This window comes from Myroides gitamensis (genome assembly GCF_029894455.1).
Lineage (GTDB): Bacteria > Bacteroidota > Bacteroidia > Flavobacteriales > Flavobacteriaceae > Flavobacterium > Flavobacterium odoratum.
This window is the reverse complement of sequence record NZ_JARYHN010000001.1, coordinates 2,822,313-2,848,889: the sequence shown is the minus strand read 5'-3', so window position 1 is coordinate 2,848,889 and position 26,577 is coordinate 2,822,313. Positions and strand designations below refer to the sequence as shown.

General features: G+C 36.7%; 26 protein-coding genes and 1 tRNA gene. 11 read left to right on the top strand and 16 right to left on the bottom strand.

Annotated elements, in window-relative coordinates; translation table 11 throughout:
* Positions 1–78 precede the first annotated feature (78 nt).
* The 3 genes from M2306_RS12565 to gpmI all read right to left on the bottom strand — a co-directional run bounded on the left by M2306_RS12565 (position 79) and on the right by gpmI (position 3,082).
* On the bottom strand, positions 79–744 hold the full coding sequence (locus M2306_RS12565) for a VOC family protein (RefSeq protein WP_259187694.1): 666 nt from the start codon (positions 742–744) through the stop codon (positions 79–81).
* Positions 745–878: 134 nt separating this feature from the next.
* Positions 879–1,454 carry a hypothetical protein gene (locus M2306_RS12560; RefSeq protein ID WP_259187695.1) on the bottom strand — a complete coding sequence of 192 codons (576 nt, stop codon included), beginning with the start codon at positions 1,452–1,454 and terminating at the stop codon, positions 879–881.
* A 110-nt stretch (positions 1,455–1,564) separates the two neighbouring features.
* Positions 1,565–3,082, bottom strand: a complete 1,518-nt coding sequence (gpmI, locus tag M2306_RS12555) for a 2,3-bisphosphoglycerate-independent phosphoglycerate mutase (RefSeq protein WP_115092375.1) — start codon at positions 3,080–3,082, stop codon at positions 1,565–1,567.
* 302 nt (positions 3,083–3,384) lie between these two features.
* On the opposite strand from gpmI, the gene M2306_RS12550 reads away from it, so the two are divergent.
* Positions 3,385–4,149: a murein L,D-transpeptidase catalytic domain family protein gene (locus tag M2306_RS12550; RefSeq protein WP_115092376.1), complete on the top strand. Its 765-nt coding sequence runs from the start codon at positions 3,385–3,387 to the stop codon at positions 4,147–4,149.
* Positions 4,150–4,345: 196 nt separating this feature from the next.
* Positions 4,346–4,804 (top strand): MoaF-related domain-containing protein, encoded by a 459-nt coding sequence (locus M2306_RS12545; protein WP_259187696.1) that lies wholly within the window; start codon positions 4,346–4,348, stop codon positions 4,802–4,804.
* Positions 4,805–4,861: 57 nt separating this feature from the next.
* Here the strand turns inward: M2306_RS12545 and M2306_RS12540 are convergent, their stop codons facing one another.
* Positions 4,862–5,863 (bottom strand): L,D-transpeptidase family protein, encoded by a 1,002-nt coding sequence (locus M2306_RS12540; protein ID WP_498882878.1) that lies wholly within the window; start codon positions 5,861–5,863, stop codon positions 4,862–4,864.
* Positions 5,829–6,365 (bottom strand): L,D-transpeptidase scaffold domain-containing protein, encoded by a 537-nt coding sequence (locus M2306_RS12535; protein WP_498882877.1) that lies wholly within the window; start codon positions 6,363–6,365, stop codon positions 5,829–5,831. The genes M2306_RS12540 and M2306_RS12535 overlap by 35 nt, the downstream gene beginning before the upstream one ends.
* Before the next feature lie 301 nt (positions 6,366–6,666).
* On the opposite strand from M2306_RS12535, the gene M2306_RS12530 reads away from it, so the two are divergent.
* Complete coding sequence (locus tag M2306_RS12530; protein ID WP_259187698.1) at positions 6,667–8,550, top strand: TonB-dependent receptor plug domain-containing protein; 1,884 nt, start codon at positions 6,667–6,669, stop codon at positions 8,548–8,550.
* Positions 8,551–8,856: 306 nt separating this feature from the next.
* Here the strand turns inward: M2306_RS12530 and M2306_RS12525 are convergent, their stop codons facing one another.
* The 5 genes from M2306_RS12525 to M2306_RS12505 form a co-directional block, all read right to left on the bottom strand.
* Positions 8,857–9,519: a WG repeat-containing protein gene (locus tag M2306_RS12525; RefSeq protein WP_259187699.1), complete on the bottom strand. Its 663-nt coding sequence runs from the start codon at positions 9,517–9,519 to the stop codon at positions 8,857–8,859.
* Positions 9,520–9,547: 28 nt separating this feature from the next.
* Positions 9,548–10,303, bottom strand: a complete 756-nt coding sequence (locus M2306_RS12520; RefSeq protein ID WP_259187700.1) for an SDR family NAD(P)-dependent oxidoreductase — start codon at positions 10,301–10,303, stop codon at positions 9,548–9,550.
* Positions 10,304–10,314: 11 nt separating this feature from the next.
* Positions 10,315–12,603 carry a DUF748 domain-containing protein gene (locus M2306_RS12515; RefSeq protein WP_259187701.1) on the bottom strand — a complete coding sequence of 763 codons (2,289 nt, stop codon included), beginning with the start codon at positions 12,601–12,603 and terminating at the stop codon, positions 10,315–10,317.
* A gap of 106 nt (positions 12,604–12,709) precedes the next feature.
* Positions 12,710–13,315, bottom strand: a complete 606-nt coding sequence (locus tag M2306_RS12510; protein ID WP_498882875.1) for a helix-turn-helix transcriptional regulator — start codon at positions 13,313–13,315, stop codon at positions 12,710–12,712.
* 28 nt (positions 13,316–13,343) lie between these two features.
* Positions 13,344–13,718: a hypothetical protein gene (locus M2306_RS12505; protein WP_498882873.1), complete on the bottom strand. Its 375-nt coding sequence runs from the start codon at positions 13,716–13,718 to the stop codon at positions 13,344–13,346.
* 109 nt (positions 13,719–13,827) lie between these two features.
* Here M2306_RS12505 and M2306_RS12500 point away from each other — a divergent pair, with 109 nt between their 5' ends.
* The 3 genes from M2306_RS12500 to M2306_RS12490 are packed head-to-tail and all read left to right on the top strand — an operon-like array spanning position 13,828 to position 17,905.
* Entirely contained in the window at positions 13,828–16,197 is a 2,370-nt protein-coding gene (locus M2306_RS12500) for a TonB-dependent receptor plug domain-containing protein (RefSeq protein ID WP_259187703.1), read from the top strand.
* A gap of 12 nt (positions 16,198–16,209) precedes the next feature.
* Positions 16,210–17,466, top strand: a complete 1,257-nt coding sequence (locus tag M2306_RS12495; protein ID WP_115092384.1) for a DUF4374 domain-containing protein — start codon at positions 16,210–16,212, stop codon at positions 17,464–17,466.
* A 4-nt stretch (positions 17,467–17,470) separates the two neighbouring features.
* Positions 17,471–17,905, top strand: a complete 435-nt coding sequence (locus tag M2306_RS12490) for a DoxX family membrane protein (RefSeq protein WP_259187704.1) — start codon at positions 17,471–17,473, stop codon at positions 17,903–17,905.
* Positions 17,906–17,967: 62 nt separating this feature from the next.
* Here the strand turns inward: M2306_RS12490 and M2306_RS12485 are convergent, their stop codons facing one another.
* Genes M2306_RS12485 through M2306_RS12470 form a run of 4 tightly spaced genes read right to left on the bottom strand, consistent with a single transcriptional unit; the run spans position 17,968 to position 20,411 of the window.
* Positions 17,968–18,540, bottom strand: coding sequence for a pentapeptide repeat-containing protein (locus tag M2306_RS12485; RefSeq protein ID WP_002989671.1), 573 nt, complete (start codon positions 18,538–18,540; stop codon positions 17,968–17,970).
* A 49-nt stretch (positions 18,541–18,589) separates the two neighbouring features.
* Positions 18,590–19,732, bottom strand: a complete 1,143-nt coding sequence (locus tag M2306_RS12480; protein WP_259187705.1) for a glutathionylspermidine synthase family protein — start codon at positions 19,730–19,732, stop codon at positions 18,590–18,592.
* Between the two features lie 9 nt (positions 19,733–19,741).
* The gene (locus M2306_RS12475; protein ID WP_002989675.1) at positions 19,742–20,113 is read right to left on the bottom strand and encodes a hypothetical protein; all 372 of its coding nucleotides are present in this window, start codon (positions 20,111–20,113) and stop codon (positions 19,742–19,744) included.
* A gap of 1 nt (position 20,114) precedes the next feature.
* On the bottom strand, positions 20,115–20,411 hold the full coding sequence (locus M2306_RS12470) for a hypothetical protein (RefSeq protein ID WP_002989677.1): 297 nt from the start codon (positions 20,409–20,411) through the stop codon (positions 20,115–20,117).
* A gap of 152 nt (positions 20,412–20,563) precedes the next feature.
* On the opposite strand from M2306_RS12470, the gene M2306_RS12465 reads away from it, so the two are divergent.
* Entirely contained in the window at positions 20,564–21,439 is an 876-nt protein-coding gene (locus M2306_RS12465) for an AraC family transcriptional regulator (RefSeq protein WP_050899471.1), read from the top strand.
* 32 nt (positions 21,440–21,471) lie between these two features.
* Here M2306_RS12465 and M2306_RS12460 read toward each other — a convergent pair.
* Together M2306_RS12460 and M2306_RS12455 are read right to left on the bottom strand one after the other, a co-directional pair.
* Positions 21,472–21,542 (bottom strand) — tRNA-Trp (locus tag M2306_RS12460).
* A 660-nt stretch (positions 21,543–22,202) separates the two neighbouring features.
* A complete protein-coding gene (locus M2306_RS12455) occupies positions 22,203–22,928 on the bottom strand; it encodes a hypothetical protein (protein ID WP_115092388.1) in 726 nt (241 codons plus the stop codon).
* Between the two features lie 601 nt (positions 22,929–23,529).
* On the opposite strand from M2306_RS12455, the gene M2306_RS12450 reads away from it, so the two are divergent.
* From M2306_RS12450 to M2306_RS12435, 4 genes are all read left to right on the top strand, one after another.
* On the top strand, positions 23,530–23,865 hold the full coding sequence (locus M2306_RS12450; protein ID WP_259187706.1) for a hypothetical protein: 336 nt from the start codon (positions 23,530–23,532) through the stop codon (positions 23,863–23,865).
* A 150-nt stretch (positions 23,866–24,015) separates the two neighbouring features.
* Complete coding sequence (locus tag M2306_RS12445; RefSeq protein ID WP_259187707.1) at positions 24,016–24,792, top strand: hypothetical protein; 777 nt, start codon at positions 24,016–24,018, stop codon at positions 24,790–24,792.
* 279 nt (positions 24,793–25,071) lie between these two features.
* Positions 25,072–25,722 (top strand): hypothetical protein, encoded by a 651-nt coding sequence (locus M2306_RS12440; RefSeq protein ID WP_236594072.1) that lies wholly within the window; start codon positions 25,072–25,074, stop codon positions 25,720–25,722.
* A gap of 10 nt (positions 25,723–25,732) precedes the next feature.
* On the top strand, positions 25,733–26,164 hold the full coding sequence (locus M2306_RS12435; RefSeq protein ID WP_259187708.1) for a hypothetical protein: 432 nt from the start codon (positions 25,733–25,735) through the stop codon (positions 26,162–26,164).
* The last annotated feature ends 413 nt before the right edge of the window (positions 26,165–26,577 follow it).

Here is a 26,577-nt window from a genome sequence, read left to right as displayed (position 1 = left end):
TTTGAATCTAAAAAATGGATGAAAATGGAATTTTAGAAATAAAGAAGTTCTATGTTGTTGAACAGCAAAATAATTGGCTTATTTCCAATCTGAAGCCTGAATGGTATAAGAATTAGCATTGACTTCTAACTGAATCGCCGCATTGCCTGGTTGGGCTTTTATTGCAGTCGGATACCAGTTTCTTTCGGGGGTGACGAAGATAAGTAACCCTTCATCGTCGCCAATCGCACAGAATTCAGGTAAAGGTTGCGCTTTGTCGAAATACTGTAATCCCGTTTGTTGCATAATCCCTTCTGCTGTTTGCATCGGTTGGGCAGTTACAATACCGATTTCGCTAATATTCAACATTTCTTTTGGTGAAAAAGGTTGATCGAGTACCGTTTGAATATCTTCTCTCGCAATGAATTCGAGCAAATTTCCGTTCAAGTCCCAAAAGTAAATCGATTGCGCTTTCCAAGCATCGAAATAGGTAATAACTTCGGCTTTCGGAGAAGGAAGTAGTTCAAGGTTATGCGCCTCTGCCCAAGCAATAGCCTGCGCTAGGTGATTCGTAGCAATATTAAACGCAAGGTGATAAAAAGCAGAGCTGTCTTTTTTCTCTTGAAAAATTAATTTGGTGTCACCTGCTTGAAAGTGAACTTCGTTTTGTGTTTGTGCTGTAAGTGCTAAACCTAAGGTATGTTGATAAAAATGAACGATGTTATTTAGGTTTGCTGTTTCTAAGGTTAAGGCTGTTATTTTCATGATCTACTTTGTATTTGTTTAAAGTAAAGGTAGGTGGAACTATGCGGTATTGTAAGTGATTCCTATGGAATAAAAAAATAGAAGTATAGATAAAAACAATAAAAAAGAGGCGATAAAAAGCCTCTTCTTTTGTATTATAGTTGAATAAATTTCGGTTCAAGTTGTAGTAAATCACCGGAAATTTGCGTGAGTTTACCCTTTTCAAAAGCATATAAACTCGCGTATTTGCCTTTTACAATTGCTTTTGGATTGGGTTCGTTTTGAAGTAAATCCATCAAAAAACGATTATTGCATTTTCCGTGCATATTGGTATTATATGCTTTGTAGTTGACTACATAGAGTGGTAGGTCAATTTGTTGACTCAATGTGGTACCTAGGGCACCATACCCTGTAGTAACCAAGAACAGTTTATATCCATTCTCATCTGCCCAGCGTTTAAAAGTTGCTAAAGGATAACAAGTAGATCCTACACAGCTATTCGCGAAGGTGTAAACCAGAATTTTATCGTGTTGTTCCATTTGTTGACGGATTTGTTCTCCTGTTATGGCATAGACGCGATTGTGTAGGGTGTCTTTTCCTTCTTCATAAGTTGCAAGATAGGGGTGGAGTGCTGGATCTAATTTTTTATAATCACTGGCGACTCCATATATCGTTATACAAGAGCTGCACAATAGTGCAAGACCTGCTAACGCGAGTAATTTATATTTCATGGGTTGATTGGTCGGTGTTAAGTCAAACGAATATAGCGAATTAATTATAAAAAAACAGCGCTTTGTATTTTTACAAAGCGCTGTTTTTATGTTGTTGTTTGATTTAAGTATTAAACCAAAGATTGTCTCGTCATTTCTTCAGGTTGAGGTAATCCCATTAATTTTAAAATCGTTGGGGCAATATCTCCTAAAACACCGTGGTTGATGGTTTTGATGTCTTTATCAACTAGAATAATTGGCACTGGATTCGTGGTGTGTGCTGTATTCGGACTACCGTCTTCGTTTAGCATGGTTTCACAGTTTCCGTGATCGGCTAATACGATAGTCGTGTAATTATTCGCTAAAGCTGCTTCAATTACTTCTTTGGCACATTGATCTACTGCCTCACAAGCTTTAATTGCTGCTTCCATTACTCCAGTATGTCCAACCATATCTCCATTGGCAAAGTTTAAACACACAAAGTCAACTTCTCCTTTTTGCAATTCTGGAATTAAAGCATCTTTTAAATCATAAGCGCTCATTTCGGGTTGCAAATCATAGGTTGCCACTTTAGGCGAAGGACATAAAATGCGTTGCTCTCCTTCGAAAGGCAATTCTCTACCGCCTGAAAAGAAAAAGGTTACGTGTGGATATTTCTCCGTTTCGGCAATGCGAATTTGTTTTTTACCGTGTTGAGCGATAATTTCTCCAAGCGTATGATGTAAATTCTCTTTGTCGTATACCACATGCACACGTCTAAAGGTATCATCATAGTTGGTTAAGGTTACAAAATACAAAGGCAAGGCTTTCATTTCGTATTCAGGGAAATTATCTTGTGATAGCACATGGGTTAATTCACGCCCACGATCTGTACGGAAGTTAAAAAAGATAACCACATCATCGGCTGCAATTTTACCAACAGGATGATTGTCTTCATCAACCATCACGATAGGTTCAATGAATTCATCTGTAATTTGATTCACGTAACTTGCTTCGATGCTTTTTACTGCATCTGTAGAGTGAATTCCCTTTCCTTCTACCAATAAATGATAGGCTTTTGCTACTCTCTCCCAACGTTTGTCGCGATCCATAGCGTAATAACGCCCAATGACAGAAGCCAATTGAACTGGAGAATAGGCAATGTGTTCTTCTAATTTAGCAATGTGTTTCACTCCCGATTTCGGGTCTACATCACGTCCATCTGTAAAAGCATGAACAAATAAATCTTGTAGGCCATAATCCACTGCAGCGTCAAGTAAACCATACAAGTGTTTTTCATGTGAATGCACACCCCCATCTGAAAGTAAACCTAGAAAGTGAACTTTCTTGTGGTTTTCTTTTGCATAGGCAAAAGCCGCTTGCAAAGCAGGTTCATGCGCAATCGTTTTGTTTTCAACCGCCATATTGATTTTGACCAAATCTTGATACACAATTCGACCTGCACCTAAGTTCATATGACCTACTTCAGAATTTCCCATCTGACCTGCTGGTAATCCTACATTTAATCCGTCCGTTAATACATACGTATTCGGGTATTGGGTATATAGGCTGTCAATAAAAGGAGTCTGAGCATGTGCGATGGCTGAAACTTTAGGATCTTGTGTTTTCCCCCAGCCATCTAATATCATTAAAATTACTTTCTTATTCATCGTTGTGTGTTTTTGTCGTTTGAATTATTCCTTATACAAATTTACAGATTGTATTTTTAAGTTCTACTTTTTAAGGGGAGATTCCTGCACTTTATTTAAAAAAAATACGCTTTTCGCTGTTGACTTTTGAGGATTTAAGGAAATTGTGATTTTAGGCTACGAAAAAAGCTCAATTCGCAAAGAATGTACAAAAAAAACATAATTATAGCCTTACTTTGGTGATTATCATTTGTTTGGTAAAAATATTTTTTTATTTTTACGACTTCGTAATTAAAAATAACCCCTTTTTTAAAGATAATACAATGAATTATAAGCAGTGGATAGTGGCTTCGGCGGCTTTGGTATTAGTTGGTGCAGGTATTGCCAAGAATTCAATTCAATTTGATAGTTCATCCATTCAATTGGATGCTGATATAACAGAAAAAACAGAAACAGTAGAAAAAACGGAATTAACCGCAGAAGAAAGTTTTGCACTAAAAGCAAATACTCTTTTTCATACGTTAGATTTAAAAGCGTTTAATGCTCCTTCTGAAAAAGTATTTACTATGGCACTGAAAGGCTATTTTAAAATGCAAGAAGAAGGGTTAATCAAAAATAGTAAATTGACCATTGTTGATTTTAGTGTTTCTTCTACACAAAAAAGATTATGGGTGATTGATATGGAAAAAAATACAGTGCTACTAGAATCTGTTGTTGCCCATGGCAAAAGAACAGGGGATGAGTTTGCAACTGCTTTTTCAAATCGAATCAATTCTCACATGAGTAGTTTAGGGTTCTATAAAACTGGAGAAACGTATCAAGGAAGCAATGGCTTTTCTATGCGTTTAGACGGATTGGAAAAAGGAATCAATGACAATGCACGTACTCGTGCGATTGTTGTACATGGCGCAGATTATGCCTCTCCAGCCTTAGCCTTAAAACAAGGTCGTTTAGGTAGAAGTTATGGTTGCCCTGCTGTTCCAAATGAAGTAAACAAAGAATTAATCGAATTAATTAAAGAGGAGTCTTGTTTATTTATTTACTCTACACAACAAGATTATTTAAAACAATCAAAATATTTAATCTAATAGCATAGGATTCAACGAATAGTTGCTAAAAATGTCCAACGTACTCTGGTGCGTTGGACATTTTTGTTTTAAAATAAATCAAATTTTTTAATACAAACAGGCCTACTTTTTGTTACTTTTAAGTGTGCTACAAGTTGGGATTGCATGTGATGCACTGTAGTACAAACGATAGTATTACTTAAAAAAAATTAAAGCGATGAAAAAAATCAGTTTATGTTTACTTGCAACTCCTTTGTTGCTCTTGTCTTGCAAACAAGGAGATTCAACAACAAAAGGAGCAGAATCCAATCAAACAAGTGAGGCTACTCAGACGCAATCAATACAAGATCATGGTGGGCTAATTGGACAAAAGGGAATATTAACTTACCCTGATTTTAAAGCAGAGGTAACGTATTTATCAGAAAATCAATTGCATTGGAAAACAACGAATGCAGAGGGAGTAGTTTCAGAAGGAACGGAAACAATGAGTTATAAGAAAATAGGAGATCACCTGTTTTTTATAAACTGGATTGAACGCGATGGCTTAACAGTTAGTCAGGTTATCGATATGCAAAAAGGAAGTGTTGATGCTTTTCTAAGTTATGCGGATGAAACAAGCAGCCAAGGAAAGCGAAGCTCAAATTTTATTCAAGGAACTTTTCAGTTGGTAAAATAAAAGATATAAAAAATAGCCCCTGATATCAGAGGCTATTTTTATATATAAGGAGATTTTTTATTTATTTAAACGCTTGTAAAGCTCTTCGTCATACTTATAGATATCTTTGAAATAGGTGAACTTCCCCTGTGTATCTACTTGTACCGTCCAGTACAACAAATGAACATCAATTGGATTTTCACTTACCTTGATACTCTTGGTGTCTTGAGAAGCAATAATCTTATCAACTTCCTCTTTCGTAAGATCTGGAGCTGCTAGTTCAAAAATATAACTGGTTAAATCAAAAGGATCTTGTACACGTACACATCCCGAACTCAGATTTCTGTCGTTGCGTGCAAACCCCCATTGACTTGGTGTATCGTGGAGATAAACCGCATGGTTGTTTTGAAATAGAAACTTGACACGCCCCAACGTATTCCCTGGTCCACCTTTTTGTACATAACGGTAGGAAGTCCCTTTACTCGCATCCCAGTTTTCGGGAGTAACTACTTTTCCTTGGCTGTTGTAAATCGTAAAATTCAACCTTGAAAAATAAGATAAATCGTTACTCGCTTTTGGTACCAAATCATTTTTCTTGATGGTTGGTGGTACAGTCCAAGTCGGGTTCAATACAACAGTTGTCAAGGTTGAGCTTAAAATTGGTGTTTTACGCGCAGCTGTTCCTACAACAACTTTGTGTTGTCGAATTGTATCTTGATTGGACACTGAAACTAAACTATAGGCGGGAATATTCACCAAAATATAATTGGATGAAAATTCTCTCGGAAACCAACGCCAACGTTCTAAATTGACGATAATTTTTTCTTTTAAAGCATTTTCATCGCGCAACATAGCCTCAATGGTTTTCGTATCGGTAAAGCCCGTAACACTGAGTTTCTTCTGGGTTTGAAAGGCCTTAATGGATTGAGCTGTCGCTTGATTGTAAATTGCATCGGTTTGCATGCTATCCGCCAATTGATTTAAGAAAATCAAGTGTTTTTTAACGGCAACAAGCTCCGGAATCGTATCGTTAATTTTACCTTGTTTAAACGGTTTTAAACTGTCTTTTTCCCAACGCATAGTAAGCAGATAGTTTTTTCCTTAATTGGGTGTATACTGGTTGTTTGGTTCGAATACTGTCATAGGTTAATGCAACATTTTCATGCTCTAAGGCCAAAAGCATCGTGGCACTGGTATTTAATGGCTTTGGGGTTATTTCCCAATCCCCATATAAACGCTTAGCTCTAACACTTCCGTTGAATAGGTTGTCTAACGTATTGACATACATCGTAGAAAATAAAAAATCCGCTTGAATTTTATCTGTTTCATTGAGTTGTTCATACGTCGCATCTAAATCTACGAGTTGGTGTATTTCTTTCGACGCAATTTTGATTCCATCATTCTGGAGATCGCGAACACTTTCTAAGAGTTGCTGTCTGTTAGCAGCATTAAACCAGCCTAAATGGTAGTCATTGGTCTTGTAAAAAAGACGAACTTCTTCTTGAAGTGCACTGGTTTGTAGGGAATCAAATTGGATGTTGGGAACTTCATTCAAAGCCTCAACCACTTCATTGTTCACCATAGACGACTCGCATGGCTTGCTTGCTTCGCTCACCACAAGAGGAAAGCACACAAGTAAGCAATACGGTTGGGAGTACTAATTTCTTAATCATATAGCAAGATTATAAACCAAAAATAATGAAAATAATTTACATTTAAGATATGATTGTTGTTTGAGTTGATGCGGAAGTCCTAAAATGAAAGAAATAAAATATTTTTTTCAGAAAGTTTAAAACCGGTCTGTTTTGTATCTTTAAACCGGACTAGAAATGAATTGGAATCCTCTCCTACATTTGCAGCATACAAATGAATATTGAATACTTATGAAACGTCAATTTTATGTAGCCTTAACGCTTTGTAGCTTTTTATCTGTAGCTGGTTATGCACAAGAAAAAAGCACCACAACGGTTGAGGATAATATGGAAGAAATTGTAATTTACAATCAGCGATTACAGCTTCCAAGTACTTTAAAGAATAGAAATATTACGGTCGTTGGACAGGATCAAATCAAGCAATTACCGGTGAGTTCAGTTAATGAGTTATTGAGTTTTGTGGCTGGGGTGGACTTGAGACAACGTGGACCTAATGGAACACAAGCGGATTTGAGTATTGATGGCGGAAGTTTTGAGCAGAATGTTTTGTTGTTGAATGGGCAAAAGATTTCGGATCCACAAACGGGACACAATTCACTGAATATTCCGATTCCATTAGAGGCTGTAGAACGCATTGAAATTGTACGTGGACCTTCAGCACGCTTGTATGGGGTAAATAGCTTGACTGGCGTGGTGAATATCGTGACGAAAAACCCAAAGAAGGATGGAGTCTTTGCAGCTATGTACGGAGGTACGAGCTTTAAAAAAGACAAAGATGGGGATCACAATGAAACCTATAATAACCGAGGGGTTCAAGTAGGGGGGACGCTAGTACGAGCCAAAGATAATCACTTGCTATTCGCTAGTCATGATTCAGGAAATGGGTACCGCTACAACACGGCTTACCACAACAACAAAGTATTTTATCAAGGAAATATTGTTCCCAATGATCAAAATGCGATCATGATTTTGGCCGGACATGCGAATAGTTCTTTTGGTGCAAATGGTTTTTATGCCGCACCAGGAGATAAAGAATCGAAAGAAATTGTCAGTACGACTATGTTGAACTTGAGTTCTCGCCATTATTTATCTGATCGTTTGACGTTGATGCCTAGTGTAGCGTATCGCTATAATTTTGATGATTATCGCTATTATCGCCAGCGTTTGGATGTTGCAAGAAGTAGACATTATACGCATGCAATTACCTCAAATGTCAATGGAGAATATACCGCAGATTATGGGAAATTTACATTTGGAGGTGAAATGCGTTATGAAGAAATTAATTCAACCAACATTGGGGATCATAGTAAAAGTAATTACGGATTCTTTGCTGCTTTTCAACGCGATTGGTTCGAAAAGTTAGATGTTAATATTGGCGCTTATGTCAATTATAATACAAAATATGGATGGGAGTTTTTCCCAGGAATTGATGCGAGTTATAACTTTAACCCGAATTGGCAAGCTACGTTTAACGCTGGAACGGCTAGTAGAATTCCTTCGTTTACGGATTTATACTTAGATCAACGTCCAGGTAATGTCGGAAATCCAGATTTAACCCCAGAGAAAGCGTATCAAGTTGAGGTGGGAGGGAAGTATAGAAAGGATCGCTTTCAGGCGGAAGCTTTTGTCTTCTACCGCGATATTGATGACTTCGTAGATTGGATTCGCGTGGATATGAATCAACCCTACCAACCGTATAATGCGTCTAAGAATAAAACAAAAGGAGTCAATACTGCCTTGCGTTATCGCTTGGGTGATGAGGTGGATATCTGGAATTTAGGACTTTCATATACGTACTTGTCTCCAACGATTGAAAATAAATCAGCAGAAGCAGGGATGCTCTCTAAATATTCTTTAGAAAGTTTAAAACACCAAGTCGTGGGAACTGTAAACTATACGCATGATAAGTTTAGTATAACCTTAGCGAATCGATTCAACGAACGATTGACGTATAAGAGTTATTGGATTACGGATATTCGTCTGAACTATGCCTTGGATAAGCTAAAGTTCTATATAGATGCTCAGAATATATTTGATACAACCTATATTGAGGCGGGCGCTGTGCCAATGCCTGGTAGATGGTTCACTTTAGGAATAAAGTTTGATGGGCTGTAAACTATACGGATGTTTGAGTTAGTTGTTTATTGAAGATGGGAGAAGAGAAATTAGAAAAGAGTATACTCCGTTCTGATTTCCTTCTCCCATTTTCTATTTAGGTTTGTTTTTTGTGAGGTAGGGGGTAAGGGTAAGGGGTTAAGGGTTAAGAGGTAAGGGACTTCACCAATCTCACCGTCTTACCAATCTCACCAATCTCACCAATCTCACCAATCTCATCGTCTCACCAATCTCATCGCCTCACCTTCTTTCCAATTACCATTCAGATTCATGGGCAAATTGCCATTTGCCCCTACATTGTTTCCCTTAATCCGATATTTTCATTCCTTTTTTATTAATGGTAAAAGCGCGGAATTTCACTTCCACTTGTGCTTGTCCATTTTCAAAATTACTAGCATACTCGTATTGAAAGGGAATCATAACTTTACCTCGGTTATTGATATAACCGAATAAATTGTCTTTAGAGGCTAATGCAAGTCCCTCTGAGAAATTACCGACAAACTCATACGAAGCGGGAATTACTTTATCTCCAGTGGTGGAGAAAAATCCCCATAAACCTCCTTCATAATAAGCGATTCGCTCCTCACTACTCGTTTGTAATTCTTCATAGATGTAAGGAATGACAACTTCTCCTTTGTCATTAATTGCCCCTTGATACCCTTCAAAGGTTACAATAGAAACATTATCAACAAAAGATTCTATTTGATGAAACAAAGGTTCAATAAACAATTCTCCTGTTTTTGTTTTGATCCCAAAAAGAGATAATTCAGGGTCTTGAAACCAACGTAAATTATTGACAAATTTAAAATCTGGATCGTTTTTTAAATCAATAAAAACGGTATCCGAAGTCGCTTGAAGTAAAGGAATAAGGTTTTCATTCCAAGCGCTTTTAGCTTCACTCGCTTGAAGCGGAGAACTAAAGGTGCAATGAAGTCCAACAAAAAGACTAATTGCAAAAAGGTGTTTCATAAAGTGGTTGATTTTAAATCGTTTTGCACTATTCAGGTTTTCTGTAAAAAGTTGTTCCGCTAGCCTGTGCTTTCGGAAAAATAGTCATATCTGCTAATTGTACGTGATCGGGTTGATTGATTGCGTATGCAATTGCTTGTGCAATATCATCTGCACTTAATGGATCATATCCTTTGTATACTTGATCTGCTTTCGATTGATCTCCTTTAAAACGCACCATAGAAAATTCGGTTTCTACAGCACCAGGTGCTACATTCGTTACTTTGATTCCCTTGGTGTTTAAGTCAATGCGCAAGCCTTTTGAAATGGATTCGACAGCAGCTTTTGAAGCACAATATACAGCTCCATTCGCATAAGTTTCTTTCCCTGCAATAGAAGATAGATTTACAATATGTCCTCCGCGATTGTGTTGTAATAACAACGGTAAAACGGCTTTAGTGACGTAAATTAACCCTTTCACATTGATATCAATCATCGCTTCTAAATCTTCAATAGCGGCATCTTGAAAGGAAGACAAGCCATGTGCATTTCCAGCGTTGTTGATCAGGATATCAATATCTTTCCAAGCATCATGTAAAGAAGCAACAGCCTGAAAAACTTCTTCTTTGTTGCGAACTTCAAAGGTTAAGATATGGGTTTCAGTCGTTTGGTTTAATTCTTGGGCTAATGCTTCTAATCGCTCTTTTCTTCTTCCACAAAGTATTAAACGATGATTGGGTGCTAACGCTTTGGCCGTAGCTTGCCCAATACCTGAAGATGCTCCTGTGATAAATACTGTTTTCATATGCGATTGTGTTATAAAATAGTTTGTTTTAGACCTTGTAAAATACATAACCAAAGGTAATTGAAAAAAGACTTTTCTTCTATGCGATTTACCTTTTTTATCTCAACTTCTTTGAACTCCCCAGCGGAGTTTTTGTGAATGAACCAATTACCTACTTTAGATAGTATTTTTCGTTTCTTTTCTCCATTTTTTCGGTATAAAGTCACCTTTAAATCCTTGTAATTCATACCGAAAGTACCCGTTGCTACTTTGTTATTCCCCGTGAAATTGAATTTAACTAAATCTAAATTCCCTTCGGTAGAGGCTTTCACATAAGGTTGTAAGAACGGTTGCATAGCTGTAGCAGGGAAGTTTTTAATGGTTCCGCTAATGCGAAAATCGTCTGAGCGATTCAAAACATTAAAAGACCAGTTGACTTGTAACGGTGCAGCATTCATAAAACTAGCCTGAATAGCCAATGTGGTCGTCGGTAATTTCGTTTGTTTATACCCGCTGTATACATTTTGAATGGAAGCATTGAAATTCCCAAAAGTCAACTTTCCTGGTGCAACTGCCTTTTGATCGTATTCTTCATATTCTAAAGTAGAATTGACAATATCTACCTTTTTTAGCTCCAATGTAAACGGAATATCACGTAGTTTTTTGCTAAACAAAGGTTTTATACTCATATTAAATGTCGGCGTTTTATCGCGGAATATATTGGCATTAATATGGTCCAATCGAACGTGATCCGCTTTGAAGAATAGCACGTCTTGGGAGTCAAATCCCCAAGTATAATTGGAAAGGGTAATGGCTTTGGTCTTAACCGTAAAAATATCATCCGCATAGGTGAACATGCGCACCATCGTTTTGCGATTGTATTTAGGGGTAAGCTCCAAATTAGTACAGGTTAATGTCGTATTATGCCCTTGTATTTTATCAATTTTAATATCGTAAAAACGACCGGTATTCCATTGAATGGCTTCGGATGAAAATGAAATTTCTTTGTAACGTACCGGAATCTTATTGGCTAACGTCTGTGCATCGAGGTGAATTTGCTCAATAGAGGCTTGAACTCCTTTGGTCTGCAAGACAACCGTGCGATCTTTTCCTTTTGTAGAAGTAAAACTTCCCTCTTGGAGGGATAGGGTATCAATTTGTACTAAATCGTCGAAAAACACATCGACCTTTTGGGTTTTGGGTTTTGTTTTCTGTTGAGATTGATGCAAATGGATATCCGGATGTACTACCTGAATGGCTCCAATGTGTAATTCTTCTTTGGCTTTGTTTGCTACGCGTTTCAGGTGTAGACTTCCTCGTTTAATTAACCATTGATTGAGCGAATTAATAGTAATGCTATCCATATCAATAGCCGCAATGGTCAAATCAAAAGGTAAAAGCTTAGGATTGACAGTGGTCTTGACTTCTTTTTTGCGGGTGGATAATGCATTTTCTTCTACTACGACATCCACAGCTGGAGCCTGAATTTGATCAATATGCAAGTAGAAATCCTCCTGGTTTTTGTAGCCCCAGTCGGTTCCTTTTAGCAGCAAAGAAGGGGTGTCGATGGTTAAAAGACGATGGGGTAAATCGGCTTTATCCTTAACTGTTGTCAACGGTTCAAGTAAAAGGCGTGAAGTGCTAATTTGATTGGGATTGACTTGAATCCCGTGAATCGTTAATTGTTGGGAATCTGACACTAAACTGCGTACAGAATCACAAGAAATAATATAATCTTTATAGGTAAAGGGTATAGGTTTATCTTGGGTTTCAACGCCAAAGTGAATACCCTTAAGTTCTGCGCTAAAGTTGTGTACTTCATGTAAACGAAGGTTTTTCTCCACATCGTGTATCAAAACATGGGCTTGTTTCACCGCAATCGTTTTGATATCAATAGCTTGAATAAACTGAAGGGGTGGTGCAGGCGTTGTGTCTTTTGGAGTCTGGTGTTGAAACAGTTGAATATCAGGTTGAATGATCGTAATTCCTTCTGCTGCGAGGTGATGTTTCTTGATTAAATCCCAGAGGCCTACTTGCTTGATATCGATCTGCTTTAATTTACCTTTGAGGTAGGACAGCGTATCCGTTACTGTTGTGGCTTTGGGTTGAATGTCGATGTCTTGAATGCTTAACTTTCGCTCAGCAATCGAATAGTGAACGGATTGATAAGTTAAATCATAAGGGGAGTCGTTTTTTTCTGCTATGATTGTAGGTAAATACTGATTCAGTACATAATTGATTATCCATTGACCCGAACAATATACTACCACAATAAGGATGAAAATACCCCCTATTATTTTATGTTTCTTTTTCAATCGCATAGTTAGGTGTTAAAAACTGTTTACTCAAAGATACCATTTTAGTTACTTATTTGTGTAAAGATGTTTCAACTTTGTTTGGTTTTACATCAGCTAAGAACTTGTTTTACTATTGATTAAGTGCTGGATATGAACGAGGTATACTGCTGTTTTGGCGACATCTACTCGGGGCATAGCCAAAGTGTTTCTTAAAGGCATTGCTAAAATTGGATGTATTGATATATCCGCATTTTATACTGATCTCTTCAATGGAATCGGCTGTATTCAGCAAGTATTTTTGCGCCTGATTCATTCGCAATTCTTGTAAATAGCCAAAAATAGTTGTACCATATAGTTGCTTGAATCCTAGTTTTAGTTTGGTTTGATTGATGCCTACTTTTTTAGAGATTTCCTCTATGGTTAAAGGATGACCTATATTCGACTGAATGATATGCGCTACAAAATGGATGGATTCTATATCTCTTGTTGTTAATTTAACGGTTTGAGTCGCTATTTGTTCCTCAAAACAGTAAGCTAATATTTCATAAATCTTGGATTCTAAGTAGATTTTTCGCGTCAATCCTTCAAAAGAACATTGCTTGATCTGTTGGATTGCATGGTATAAAGAAGGAGTGATGGAGATGCAGTTTTCAGTTAACCCCGCACTCTTAGCAAGGGTGATTTGATTGAGAAAATAATCCAACTGACGATGTTCACCTGCATATTGATTAATCATGCTTAAGGGAAGATGAATATCAAAGGTTTCATAGTCCACCCCCTTTTTGGAACGATAGTTCTGATTTCTCCCCAGTAGAAGCTAAATAAATCATATTTCCTGTCATAGGAGGAACTTCTTTGGAAGAGGAAAAAGAGTTTTTATAGGGAATAGCCTGAGGAGATAAATTGAAATGCAATTCTAAAAAAGGATCATTTTCCAAACAATCCAATGTCATGGTTTGTTTGGTTGTGTACTGCAGAGAAACTACGCGTAAATGGTCGTTGATTACTTCCTGTTCAATGGCTATTTTCTCTGGAAGTAGTGCCGTTGTTTTCTCTTTTTTATAGGCAGTATTCGCTCCAGGAGTCGATGGATAATCCACCAGGTCTAAAAAGTCTGCAATATCCATTCTATAGCTCATAATAAACCTTTTTACGTAAATCTTACACTCAAATTCGTAAGACGTATTGAACGTCCTACTGCTATTTTTGCGTAAAAATACAGTATTTAAATCTATTCTAAATAACAACATGGTTAAATATTTATACTTTTTGTTATGTTGCTCTTCTACGGCTTTGGCTTGTGAGGTATCTTTTTCCGTTCAACGAAGTCAAACCGTATCTTTTGCGGCTTTTACCTTAGTTGTGAATCAACAAACCTATGGATTGGATGAACAGGGACATAGTAGACGCATAGATTTACCCGCGGGAGAATATACCCTACAAGTATATGAGAATGGAAAACAGATCGACAGCCAATCTGTTGAGGTTGATTGTCAAATCGCGCATTATCCCTTGATACTAAGAGAGAAGAATGAACAATTAGAAGAGGTTGTGATTCACGCTCAAACGACACAACAAAAAATAGAGCGAACTCCATTTGCGGTGCAGGTGTTGGATATGAAACAAGTGCACAATAGAGGAGGAGATATCAGTAGTCAATTGAATCGCTCAGCGGGAATTAAGGTTCGATCTAATGGTGGATTGGGAGCCGAAACTCAGTTAAATTTAGGAGGATTACAAGGCAAAGCAATTCGCCTGTTTAAAGATGGTATTCCCATAGAGTTATTTGGACATGGTTTTTCATTGAGTACGATTCCTACCAATATGTTAGAACGCATTGAGATTTACAAAGGAGCAATGCCTGTTTATTTAGCTTCAGATGCACTAGGTGGCGGGGTGAATTTAGTTACGCGAAAACCCAAATCCAATTTGGTTGAACTCTCGTATGAAATCGGTTCCTTTCGCACCCATCGCGCGACAGCTAATGTGTTTTTGGTTGGAAAGAATCCTTCGTATTATTTTGGGATGAACACAACCTATAATACTTCGGCTAATAATTACAAGATTGATGCCCCTTTCGTTGATGCTACAACAGGGCAACAATACACTAAAAAAGTACGTCGATTTCACGATGGAACTTCTTCTTATTATGGCGAATTAGTTGCTGGAGTTCGAGATAAAGCTTGGGCGGATGATTTGAGTTTTACATTCGTATTTGCTGATTTTTACAAGGAAATACAGCACGATAGTGAGATGGGAAAGGTATTTGGAGAGGCAGATAGTTCAGAACAAAATTACGCCGCTATTTTATCGTATAAGAAAGGGTTTTGGGATGATCGATTACAGGTGAATGCCGTATTGAGTGGAAGCCATTTTAATACCAAATTAGAGGATACTGCTACAGTGCGTTACAATTGGGACAATGAGATTATCTTGAGCGATCAAGTAATCGGCGAAATAAATAAAGGAGGAAGCCAACAACAGTTGCACTACAATTTACTTTCAGGGAGAATCAATGCTACCTTTCAAGTTAATCCCAATCACTTTATTGAATTCGGAGAATTAATTTACCACCAGCGCAGAAAGGGCACTGATCCATTAGGAGCTGTTTCTCCTGTTTATCAGGTGGATGTGTTGACCATTCCTGCAACGTATCAAAAAAATATCACTGCTTTAGCGCTCCGCTCCCTTTGGTTGAACGACCAATTAGAGAGTATGGTTTCACTAAAGTATTATAACAGTCAATCGAAAGGATTTACGACAGATAAATTCAATTTCGCTTGGCAATCTTCTCAATCCAATAAGCAATGGGGCTATCTCGGTGGGTTGAAATGGGATGCTAAACCGCTTTTACTCAAGTTATCTTATGAATACGCAACTCGATTACCCGATGAGATGGAGGTTTTTGGTGATGGAGTTTTGATTAAGGAGAATTTAGATCTTCTTCCAGAAACGAGTCATAATGTCAATTTAAATACAGCTTATACCTATGGGAAATCCACACATAAGGGAACCGTGGGGCTTTCTCTTTTTTATCGCCGCGTGAAAGATGCTATTTTTCTTCAGCCAGATATTCCGTATAACCGATACATTAATTTTCATCAGGTAGCAATTAAGGGAGTGGAAGTAGAAGTAACACATCAGATTAAAGAACAGTTTGAGTTGGGGATGAATGTGACTTACCAAGATATTAGGCGCATAAACGAAAGAGCCGAATTTAAAATGTACGAAGGCGCGCGCGTGCCCAACATTCCTTTCTTTTTTGGAAATGCCTTTTTTACCAGTCACTTTCATGGATTATTTTCCTCTCGAGATAAAGTGAGTGTGAACTGGAATCTCAACTATTTACATCGCTTTTATCTGACGGATATTCCCAAAAAACAAGAACCTAGTCTTTTTGGAAAAGCGGATATGGTGGATTCTAAGTTAATTATCCCCAATGATGGGAGATTAGGACAGTTTACCCAAGATATAGGAGTGTATTATCACTTTGCTAATCGAAAGATTAATCTAGCCTTAGAACTACTTAATGTAGGAAATGTAAAGCGCTACGATAATTTCAATGTACAAAAACCTGGACGTGCTGTTCAATTTAAAATTGTTTACAAAATCATTTAATAATTCAAAATCATGAAAAAACTTACATTCAATGGGATTGCTGCGGCTTTCTTAGCTACTTTTTTGCTGTTTTCGTGTAGTAGTGATGACAATACGCAAGAACCAACACCACCTGTTAATCCAGATGAATTACCCAAAGACGAGTTATGGGTTATTTTCAATGGAACAGAAAAATGGGCGGGAGGTATTTATGCTTTAGGCGATGCAAAATCTCGTGTTATGGATTTGTCAGCTATTCCTTTCTATCAGTTGGGATATTCAGCTGGAGGTCGTGTTGTAGATAATGTATTGTACAAAAAAGATGGGGCATTAGCGAGTGAAGTAGGATTGTCAAAATACAAAATGGATGGAAATAAATTTGCAGCTGATGGATTTATTAGTACCCCAAATAATACCTATGAAACCAATTATTTAGTGGTTAATGCTACAGAAGGATATTATTGGGATTCAGCAGCAGGAGGATTAAAAGTACAAAAATTCAATCCACAAACGATGCAGCGTATAGGAGAAGTGGATTTTTCATCTCTTTCTGATGGGAGTTCTTATGAAGCAGCAGGTCAGTTGATCTTGGCGAAACGAGACAATAAACTATATGTTGATATTCAACACGGAACACGTAGTACCGCTTGGCAAGTGAAACCGAATGTAGAAAAAGTAGAAATAGCAGTATTTGATTTGACTACAAATAAAATAGAAGGAGTTACTTCTTATGAAGGAGCAACTAACTTAGGTTTATTTGCAGACCATGTTTTGTGGAGTTTGGATGAAGTTACACAAGATTTATACGTGATTGCAGTGGGAGATATGACTGTTCAAAAACCAGAATCGAAAATCCTGCGTATTAAAAGAGGAGAAATTAAATTTGACCCTACTTTTGAATTGAAGATATCTGATTATCAATACCCAAGTGATTTCAACAGAATTTTTGCACACAACAACAAGGTGTATACAACAATTTCAAGTCGTCCGACTTCGTATTATGGAGGAGGTCAACACGGTGTTTCTTATAGAAAAGATATTTGGTACTGGAACGAAATTGACGTACATACAAAAAAAGCAACCCGTTTAGAGATGTTACCGGATAATTTCTATTCGTATCAAAATCCATTTTACCACAACGGAAATATCTATTTTATCTCCAATAATTCAGAAGAAAATTTTGCAGGAGCGTATCAATACAATCCTAAAACAGGAGAAGTTAAAGAAACATTTCGCTTAAAAGGAAGTGGACGTTTAATGGGCTTCCATATTATGGATAAAAACAAATAGCATCATGGAAAAAGTAGTTCAGCGAATTGGCCTGTTGATAAGCTATATCTTTCGCGCCTTTTTAGCCTATGTATTTATTCCACATGGCTATGAAAAACTGACAGAAAAAATCAGTCAACAAGAGTATATCGACTTTGGATTAGGAGGAGATTTCTTGGATTTCTATTTGATTTGGGAAAGAACAAATTTTATTGAAGTGATTGGTTTTGCTCAATTGGTAGGAGGATTATTACTGTTGTTCCGAAGAACCTATTTCTTTGGAGCAGTTTGGTTATTTCCTGTTTCAGTAGGGATGTTCTTGACACATGTTTACATTAGTCATGCCCTTGATTTTATCTATTTTGACTTAATGGTCTTAGTATTCAATGTGTACCTCATTGTTGAAAATTATGCTGCTATTAAGGCCGCTTTTTTCAAATCACAGAAAACGTGGATTTAAGAAGTAAGCAAAGCAACAGTAAGATATAAAAAAAGAGAACCATTGGTTCTCTTTTTTTATGCTTATCGTATAATCAATTGATGTTTTCTCAATAACCCATCCAAAGCCTCTTTGGCAAAGATGGCGTTTTTCAGTTTGGTTGAATCCGGATCGATATCAAAATTGTAACTGGTGTAAAAATCAGTTTTCTCCGCTTTGGCTTTAGTGAAATTAGCACGATACAAATTACAATTGTCGAACATGGCTTGCGATAAATCGGCTTCCATAAAATCCGCACTAATCAAGCTGCAATTGATAAAGGCTGTTTTCTTTAAATTCAAACCATAGAAGAGCGATAGTTCTAAATTACAATCCGTAAAGGAAAATTCAAAAATAGTCTGATCCATCATAGTGAAGTTTACATGGGTGAAATTGCACGTTTGAAAATGACAATTTCGCAATCCTACGTAGTTAATCGCTGCATTTCTAAAGTTGCAGTTTTTGAAATCACAATCGATAAATACAGTCGAAAGAAAGGAACATGCACTAAAATCACAGTGGATAAATTGACAGTTTTCATACTCTCTAAACGAAATACTATTCGGTTCAAAAGTGATGTTTTCAAAGGTTTGGTCGTATATAAAATCAGGAGTCATAGGATAGGGAAATTAAAAAAAGCCTAATAAAAGCAATTAGGCTTATAGGTTATTCAATAATATGAGGTACAAATCTACTTTTATCTGTGGTAATTCGCTTATCACTTTCTCTAAAGGTAATGCCGCAAGGTTCTTGCCCGATGAGCCAACTGCCAATGATAAAATACCCTTTACCTTCATTTGGTAAATTGGCTAAGGCTTGACAGATATAACCCTCATCGCCATAATCGCCTTTTGTTGCCTCTACAATTTGATTGTTGATGTACAAGGTTACATTGGCTCCTTCTCGAGATAATAAGGGTTTCTTAACGAAGTTTTGCATGCCTTTAGGTTCGTCAAAATACGATTCTAAGAGTAAAGGATGGTTTGGATATAATTCCCATAAGATAGGCAGAATGGCCTTGTTTGATAAAATCATCTTCCAAGAAGGTTCAATCCATTGCGCTTGAGCCATATCATTAGGGATGTGTAAAGCAAATCGTTCATAGATTAGCCATTCCCAAGGATATAGTTTGAAAATATCAGTAATCATCTCATCTTCCAAATCGGTAAATGTTTCACCATCCCAACCAATATCATCAATATAGATGAGTTTGGTCTCAATACCTGCCTGAATAGCACAATCGCGTAAATACTCAATATTCGTCAAATCCTCTAGCGTTTCACGCATGCAAGAGAAGTGTAAGGTACTTCCTTTCATGTGGGCTTTCGCTTCTTTCCACGTTTCAATTAATCGATCGTGTACCGAATTGAACTGGTCTCTTGAGTTGCCAAAATAAGTATTCATCCATTGCCATTGCACGACGCCCGTCTCATATAAAGAAGTCGGTGTATCAGCATTAAATTCGAGTACTTTTAGTTGTTTTTCAACCGTGTCATACACAAAGTCAAAACGACCATAAATACTTAATTCATCATTTTCCCAAGAACGCTCAATATGCTCATGGAAGAAAAGGGGAATCTGAAATTGATCATATAATTTATGGGTGATGACGTGATCTACTGCTTTGAGACACATCTCCCATAAATCCGCCGTAGCCGCATAAATTTCATCCGCTAAAGGTTCAGAGATACTATAGTAGTACTCTTCGATCCAGTATGGGATGTTATTTTCATCTGTATGATAACCAAAACCGTTCTGTTCCAATCGATCTTGCCAATTGGATTGCGGTGTGATGTATTTTATTTGCATGTTTTACAATTAAGAAGATGCAGTATTGTCTTTGGCTGTGTTGCCAAATCCACCACGTGCAGTTTGCTTTTTATAGGCGTCAGCTTTAGAGGTATTTGTTCCGACATTGGATTGTGGAGAAATACCTGGACTAGTATAGCCCATGCCTCCTCCCATCATCGGACGGAAAGCCATATACCACAATAAAGCACTCCCCATACCCATTCCACCGCCACTACTGCGTTGTTGTTGGTATTGATCCGTTACTTCTGTATAAGGCGCACTGCTGTCTGCACGCATAAAAACGCGTTGTTGTTCTTCTTTCGTTTCAGTAGGTTTAGAACAAGAAGCTAAAGTGGCTGTAATTAAAACTAAAGAAACGGCTTTACTACTTTTTTTCATATTATTCTACTGTTACGTAAATTGGAATTTTTTCTAAACTGGTTGGTTGACTATCACCCCAGTCGCTAAAGTTTTTCGCTGTGGTAATTGTGTCTGCTTTTTGTTGCACCATTTTACCATTCACCCAAATCGTTTGAGCCGTGATATGGTAGATGCTATCACCCGAAATTACGGTTTTTAACGTAACTTCTCGAGCAGATTTTTTATCTAGAGATTCTAAATTCTGTGTCGGTTGTTGTTGTGTACAAGCTGTCGCTAAAAGGGCAATAAAACTCGCTATTCCGATTGCTTTTTTCATTGGAGCAATTATTTTTAGATTGAGTAACAAAGTTTGAAAATAAAATTTGCTTATGCAATGCTTATTTTAGAAAATGAAAGTTCTTGTAAGATAGTTAATTAAATTGGGCTTCGTTGGAATTCTTTTTACTTTTGCTACAAAACGAGGAGGGTATGGATGAAATAGCTATTTTACAAATTAATGATATAACGCATAACAATTTACAAACTGATTTTTATGCGAATACCTTATCTCAACATCTCATTGATAATCACAGCCATATTGAGCGACCGCACAAGCATAATTTTTATGTAGGCGTTTTGTTTACGAAAGGGGAAGGCATCCACGAAATTGACTTTAACCGTTATGAAGTAAAACCAGGATCTGTCTTTATGTTGGCGCCTGGACAAACGCATAGCTGGGAGCTATCAGAAGATATTGAAGGGTATATCTTTTTTCATACACAGAATTTTTTAGATTTATATTTGTTGAAGGAGACCCTACGTGACTATCCCGTATTTCGTTCTGCTTTTTACCCCAATCATGTCTGCTTAAATGAATCGGATACGCAAGTATTGGCTTTTGTTTTGAATCGCATGGTGAAAGAGGTTCGACAAGAGCAGTGGAAGCGCAACCAGCAATTGGTGAGCTTAACGCTGTTGTTTTACATTGAGACCAATCGAATCTTGTTGCAAGGAGAAACCTTTAAAACGATTAACAATAACTTATATGCAACCCATTTGCAGTTGTTTGAGGAATTAATTGAAAAACACTTTGCCGAAGAAAAGTCAGCTGCTGTGTATGCGAACTGGATGAATATGACGCAAAAGCACTTGAATCGCGTGTGTAAAACAATGGTCAATCAAACAACAACGGATATTATCCTAGATCGCGTGGTTTTAGAAGCCAAACGCATGATGATTTATACCGATTATCCACTCAATGATATTGCGTCTATTTTAGGGTATGATGATTACTCTTATTTTTCCAAACTATTCAAGAAAAGAGTAGGAGAAACGCCTAAAGAATTCTTTAAACGATACCAATAAAAAAAGTCCTTACGCGAGTAAGGACTTTTTTGCACGGGTGGAGGGATTCGAACCCCCATCAACGGTTTTGGAGACCGCTATTCTACCCTTGAACTACACCCGTTTTTGTTTCAAGTGGTGCAAAGATAAATAACTTTTTGAAAGAAACTATTCTTTTTTGAAAAATATGTTTAACCAAATTATACGGGATAATCGGTAGTTAAAAGTCCAACATAAAAGTAGAACAACTACAATGGCGATAAAGGTTTGAAGGAGAGTAATATGCACGTCAAAAAGTGCATTGATGATTAATCTCAATACCATTACTGCACACATTTCTGCAACTGTAAGACCATAGCTTACATACATCCCTCCAAAGTAGAAACCAGTTTCTCTATGGAAATTATAATGACAATGAGAACACTCTTTCGCCATTTTGGGGCATGCGCATTGTAACGGGATTTCCCTTATCATAGAATAAATCTTCCTTGCCACAATTTGGGCATTTTCCACTTAAAACTCTTGATATGTATGACATAAGATTATTTTTATGCAAAGTAAAGTAAAAATACTGAAATGTATAGGTTTTAAAATGCTGTATTTTGGTACAATTCAGACATTTTAATTGCTGTTTTCGTATTTGTTGTTGTTTTATTTTATCGCTATAGCGTTGATTGTCTTGAAAAAGATAAAAAGCATTAGGACATTGATACCGGACAATAAAGTCAAGATAAAAAAAACAGCAGTAAACCATGATTTACTGCTGTTGATTGGGAAAGTACTATTATTCCGCTGCTTGTTCTTCTGTATACGATGATTCTTCTACTGCTTCTTCCCCTTCCCCTTCTGTATTTTCTCTAATGTTCAAATACTTTAAAGGATTAGATGGAGCTTCTCCACTGTAGTAATCATCAAACTCTTTGACCAAATTCGCAATTTCTTCTAAGGACATTACTTCGCTTTCTTCTCCAGAAGCATTGTAGTATTCCATTAGTCTCAGGCGATCTGTCTCATATTTTTTGCGAAGGGTATTTTTCTGTGCTCCATAAATTGCACGGTCCATACCATATTTTCTGTAAATCTCTTTTTGATCTGCTTTATACACAGCATCCAACGCTTTTAAATCTGCTTTTAAACCGTCGTCTTTGATATTAGCCAAATCATATTCAACTTTCTTTTGCGCCCAAACATCCATTTGATCTTTGTTTAAAGTACGTTGAATGAATAGTTGATACGAATCCTTTACTTTTTTTTCCGTTTCTTTTTTCTCAACAGGCAACATGTCTGTTCTGTCGTTTAACGCTTGTAGGTCTCTTTTGATGTATTCGTTTTTAACGACAAAAGAAGCTTCTTGTTTTTGACTTAATCCCAATTCGGCTTTGTGCTGAAGGATGTTCTCTATATCTTTATAAACAATAACATCACTGCTACTTTGAATAACTGGTTTTCTTTGCCCATAGGACACCGAAAAAGCCAATAGTAGAATGGATAGTGAGATAATCTTTTTCATTTCTTTTCTTTATTTCTTTCAGTTGCAAATTTAATATAAAATAATCTTTTTCCTTTCGAAGTGTAGCTAAAAAAGCGCGCGATAAAGCGCTACTTTTTGTTTATAATTACACTCTGATTAACGGTTCATCTCCAAGGCTGTTTTAGAAGCCTAAACCTACTATTTTCTTTTCGTTATGAGGAGATTATTTATCATCTACAAAATTAAACATATGTTTATTAAAAATAGTTAAAATTTTTTAAAAAATGAATTTTGCTAACGCATATCTTTGTTTTTATTTGTTTTGTTGCTTTCATTATGTGATAAGAGCAAGTACATTGTTTAGAATAAACGCTAAATACCCATTTTTGTTTTGTTATTAGTGGCATTTTGTGAAAATATTTATTCAAATTCTAGGGGCTGTCCCCATTTTATTTTTTCAGATTGTTGTACTTTTCTAGACTTTTATGATAATTAATCTTATTATTGTTATATGCAATATGTGTGCCTTTTTTTAGAATTAAGAAAAAATTGTGATTTTCGTAAGGCGGTGTTGATTGCCCTTTTGGTTCTGTCTTGTGGCCAACCTGCGCGAAGTCAAGGAATAAAACAACAACTAAAGGTGCTACAGCAAGGAACAACGATTGATTCTATTCAAGTACAGCCCGTCAAAGTAGGTGGACTTTTTTTGGAAGTGAAAAGTTATTTTGAAGAATATAGTCCCATAAAGCCTGCTTGCGTTACCCAATTGTATTTACAGGAAATCAACAAAAAAGGAGAGCTGGTGGTACGTTATGTTTATACGCACGCCTTACTCGAATTTCATGTAGAAACCACCCTGACGTATCCCAATGCAAGTAAACAGGTGTTTGGGTTGGATCAGTCCCGTCGCGCCCCTTTATTAATAGAAGTCGGACTGCTCTATCAAAAGCAACTGCTACAAGTAGACTTGTTGTAACTTCCTGAATGGCATGTTACAATGCTAAAAACGAGAGGTGTATTAAGTTAATTTTTTGTATTCGTTGGCTTTATTTTTTGTAATGGCTGGTTTTTTTTCTACTTTGCGTACTCCTAAGGGAAAAATGTACAACAAAAACTCCAATGATTAATGAAAAAGCCAGCTATTCTTACTTTACTTTTGTTAACGATGAGTACTGGCGCATTTGCTCAAATGGCACTAGATCGAATTGACGCAAATCCAAAATGGAAACAATATGACCATTTTTATGAACGCGATGCATCCAGTATATATCCTCATGATCGAATTGAATATGAACTAGAAGATGGGCGAATTAAAAGCTATCGTTTGTATTATAACAATGATGAACTAGGGAAAGTATTTGATGTGTTTTACGATGATCAAGGGCGAGTGTATCAAGAGGTATTGATGTATGATGCGGATCGCGGCCAAGTGCGTGAAGTGGTTTTCGAGAGTTCTTTTACGTATGATGATAATGGGGTATTAATTGATGATGGAGAACATACTTATACGAAAATCGTAAAAGGAAGACCCATGATTGTTACTTCTAGGGAGTATTCGGAAGACTATCAACGTGGATTCAGTACCGTTCGTGCTTATAATGAGAGCGGAACGATTCGCTTGGAAAAGACTACATTTTTTGAGGAAGGAGAAAAGAAGATTCGCACAAGTACATACAAATACGATTCTTGTGGGAATGTTAGTGAAGTGAGTACGCGTACAACCATTGCGCCGAACTATACTAAACAGAAGAGACGCAAAAAGGATAAAACACCACCAGTTCGTCCTGTGATTGAAAAAGAAGAATTTGCCTATGAATATGATGGTGATTGTATTTGGACCAAAAAATACAAAGTAGAAGAGGGCGAGAAAACGCTTTTACGCGAAAGAGAACTTGTAAAATAGCACAAAAACCAATCAAACTATATTATGTTAAGCTCAGTGAATCTATTATTCATTGGGCTTTTTTTTATGCTGATACTTAAAGGAATAGAAGAGGATGCGGCGAATAAATCGTTTAATCACCGCATAATTTGCGGAGATTAAGTTGCTTACTTCTCAAATTGAATGAGAAAAGTAATACGGCAAGGCCAGAAATAAATAAGAATAGGTGTTTTTTAGTTGAAAGAGGGAATGTTCGCTAAAGAATGTCTATTTTCGTTTTACCTTTAAATGATGTAGTTGATGCATAAATTAATATTTTTATTCGTAGGACTTTTAATATTCGGTTGTGGAAAAAGAGATATCAAAAGAACCTGGAGTTATGAGATGTTTGGTGATACCTTGTATGAGGTGAAATGGTTTTATGCTGTATCACCTGAAGGAATTGGTCAAGAAATTCAATATTATATTTCTGAAGTAGGAGATACGATATTAAATCAATACTATTACTACAATCAAGAAAGAGTTATTGATACACTCGAAAGCGAATTTTATACGTTAGAAATTTTTCCAACGGATACACTAGATCGGTATAAAGGCACATTGACTTTACATACGATGTTTGGTAAGATGCCAATTGATGCTAAAAATAGACGTCGTTTGCAATTGTTATACGATGAAATTACAGATAGTGTAATTTTGAGTTCTGTAATTTCTGAACGTAGTAATCGCTTGGAGTTTTATTATAGGAATACCATTGATCATCATTTGACTGGTGTTTTGCTCCAGGATGTTTTTCGAGATACAATAATTGGAAAAGATACTTTGGTGCAATATGGAAAAACTAGGCTTTTGGTTGATACAAGAGAATCGACGAATAATACCTTTATTCAAAGCCACCGCTTTTTAAAAATAAAACGAAAAGGAAATAAACACGGATACTTCCTTGAATAAGATAAATAGTATGATAGCACAAGAAAATCCAACACAAGATTTAAAATTATATTCACCGAATGCTATTCGGTTGGCTACTTTTTTAGGAGGCCCTTTAATCGCGGGGTATTTGATTCGCGAAAATTACCTTGCTTTACAAGAAGAGAAAAAAGCAAAACAAGCACTTCTCTTAGGTATCGTTTCGACAGTTGCCTTTTTTGGTTTACTCTTTTTGGTACCTACTATGGTTATTGATCGCATTCCCAATTTTATTTTTCCGCTGCTATTTACAGGAATAGTAAGTTGGATTGTAGAAGTCAAACAAGGAGATGTCCTTCGTAAACACCAGGAAGAAAATAATGCTTTTTATTCCATGTGGCGTGCTGCAGGATTAGCTCTCGTATCTGCTGTACTTTTATTTGCTAGTGTATTTATGCTCGTGTTTGTACTGTTTAATTTCTAATAGCATAATGAAAGAATCGTGGTTAGATAAACTCCTTGTAGCTGTGAGCTTCGTAGTCAACCTGGTTATGAATCTAATTTATATGGGATTTATGATGGTGGTGGTGCTAGGTCGTCACGTGGTGCATAAACTGCGGAGGAGGAGGTAGGTATTTTGTGAGGGGGTGAGAAGGTGAGGTTTGCTCTTTGTGCCGTTTGTTTTTTGTGAGGTTTGTTTTTTTGCTTTTTCGTGAAGTTGTAAGATTTATCGATTAATGAAGGAACTCTGTTTTAGTTAGAAAAAGTGAAAACCTAACCCAAGCTTTATTTTTAACTTACACACTTTAAGAGATAGTCCCTTTTGTTCTTTGTGATGCTATAGGCATCGTACGTGTTATTCAACGCTTGTTATACCATCAAGCATTTCATACATTA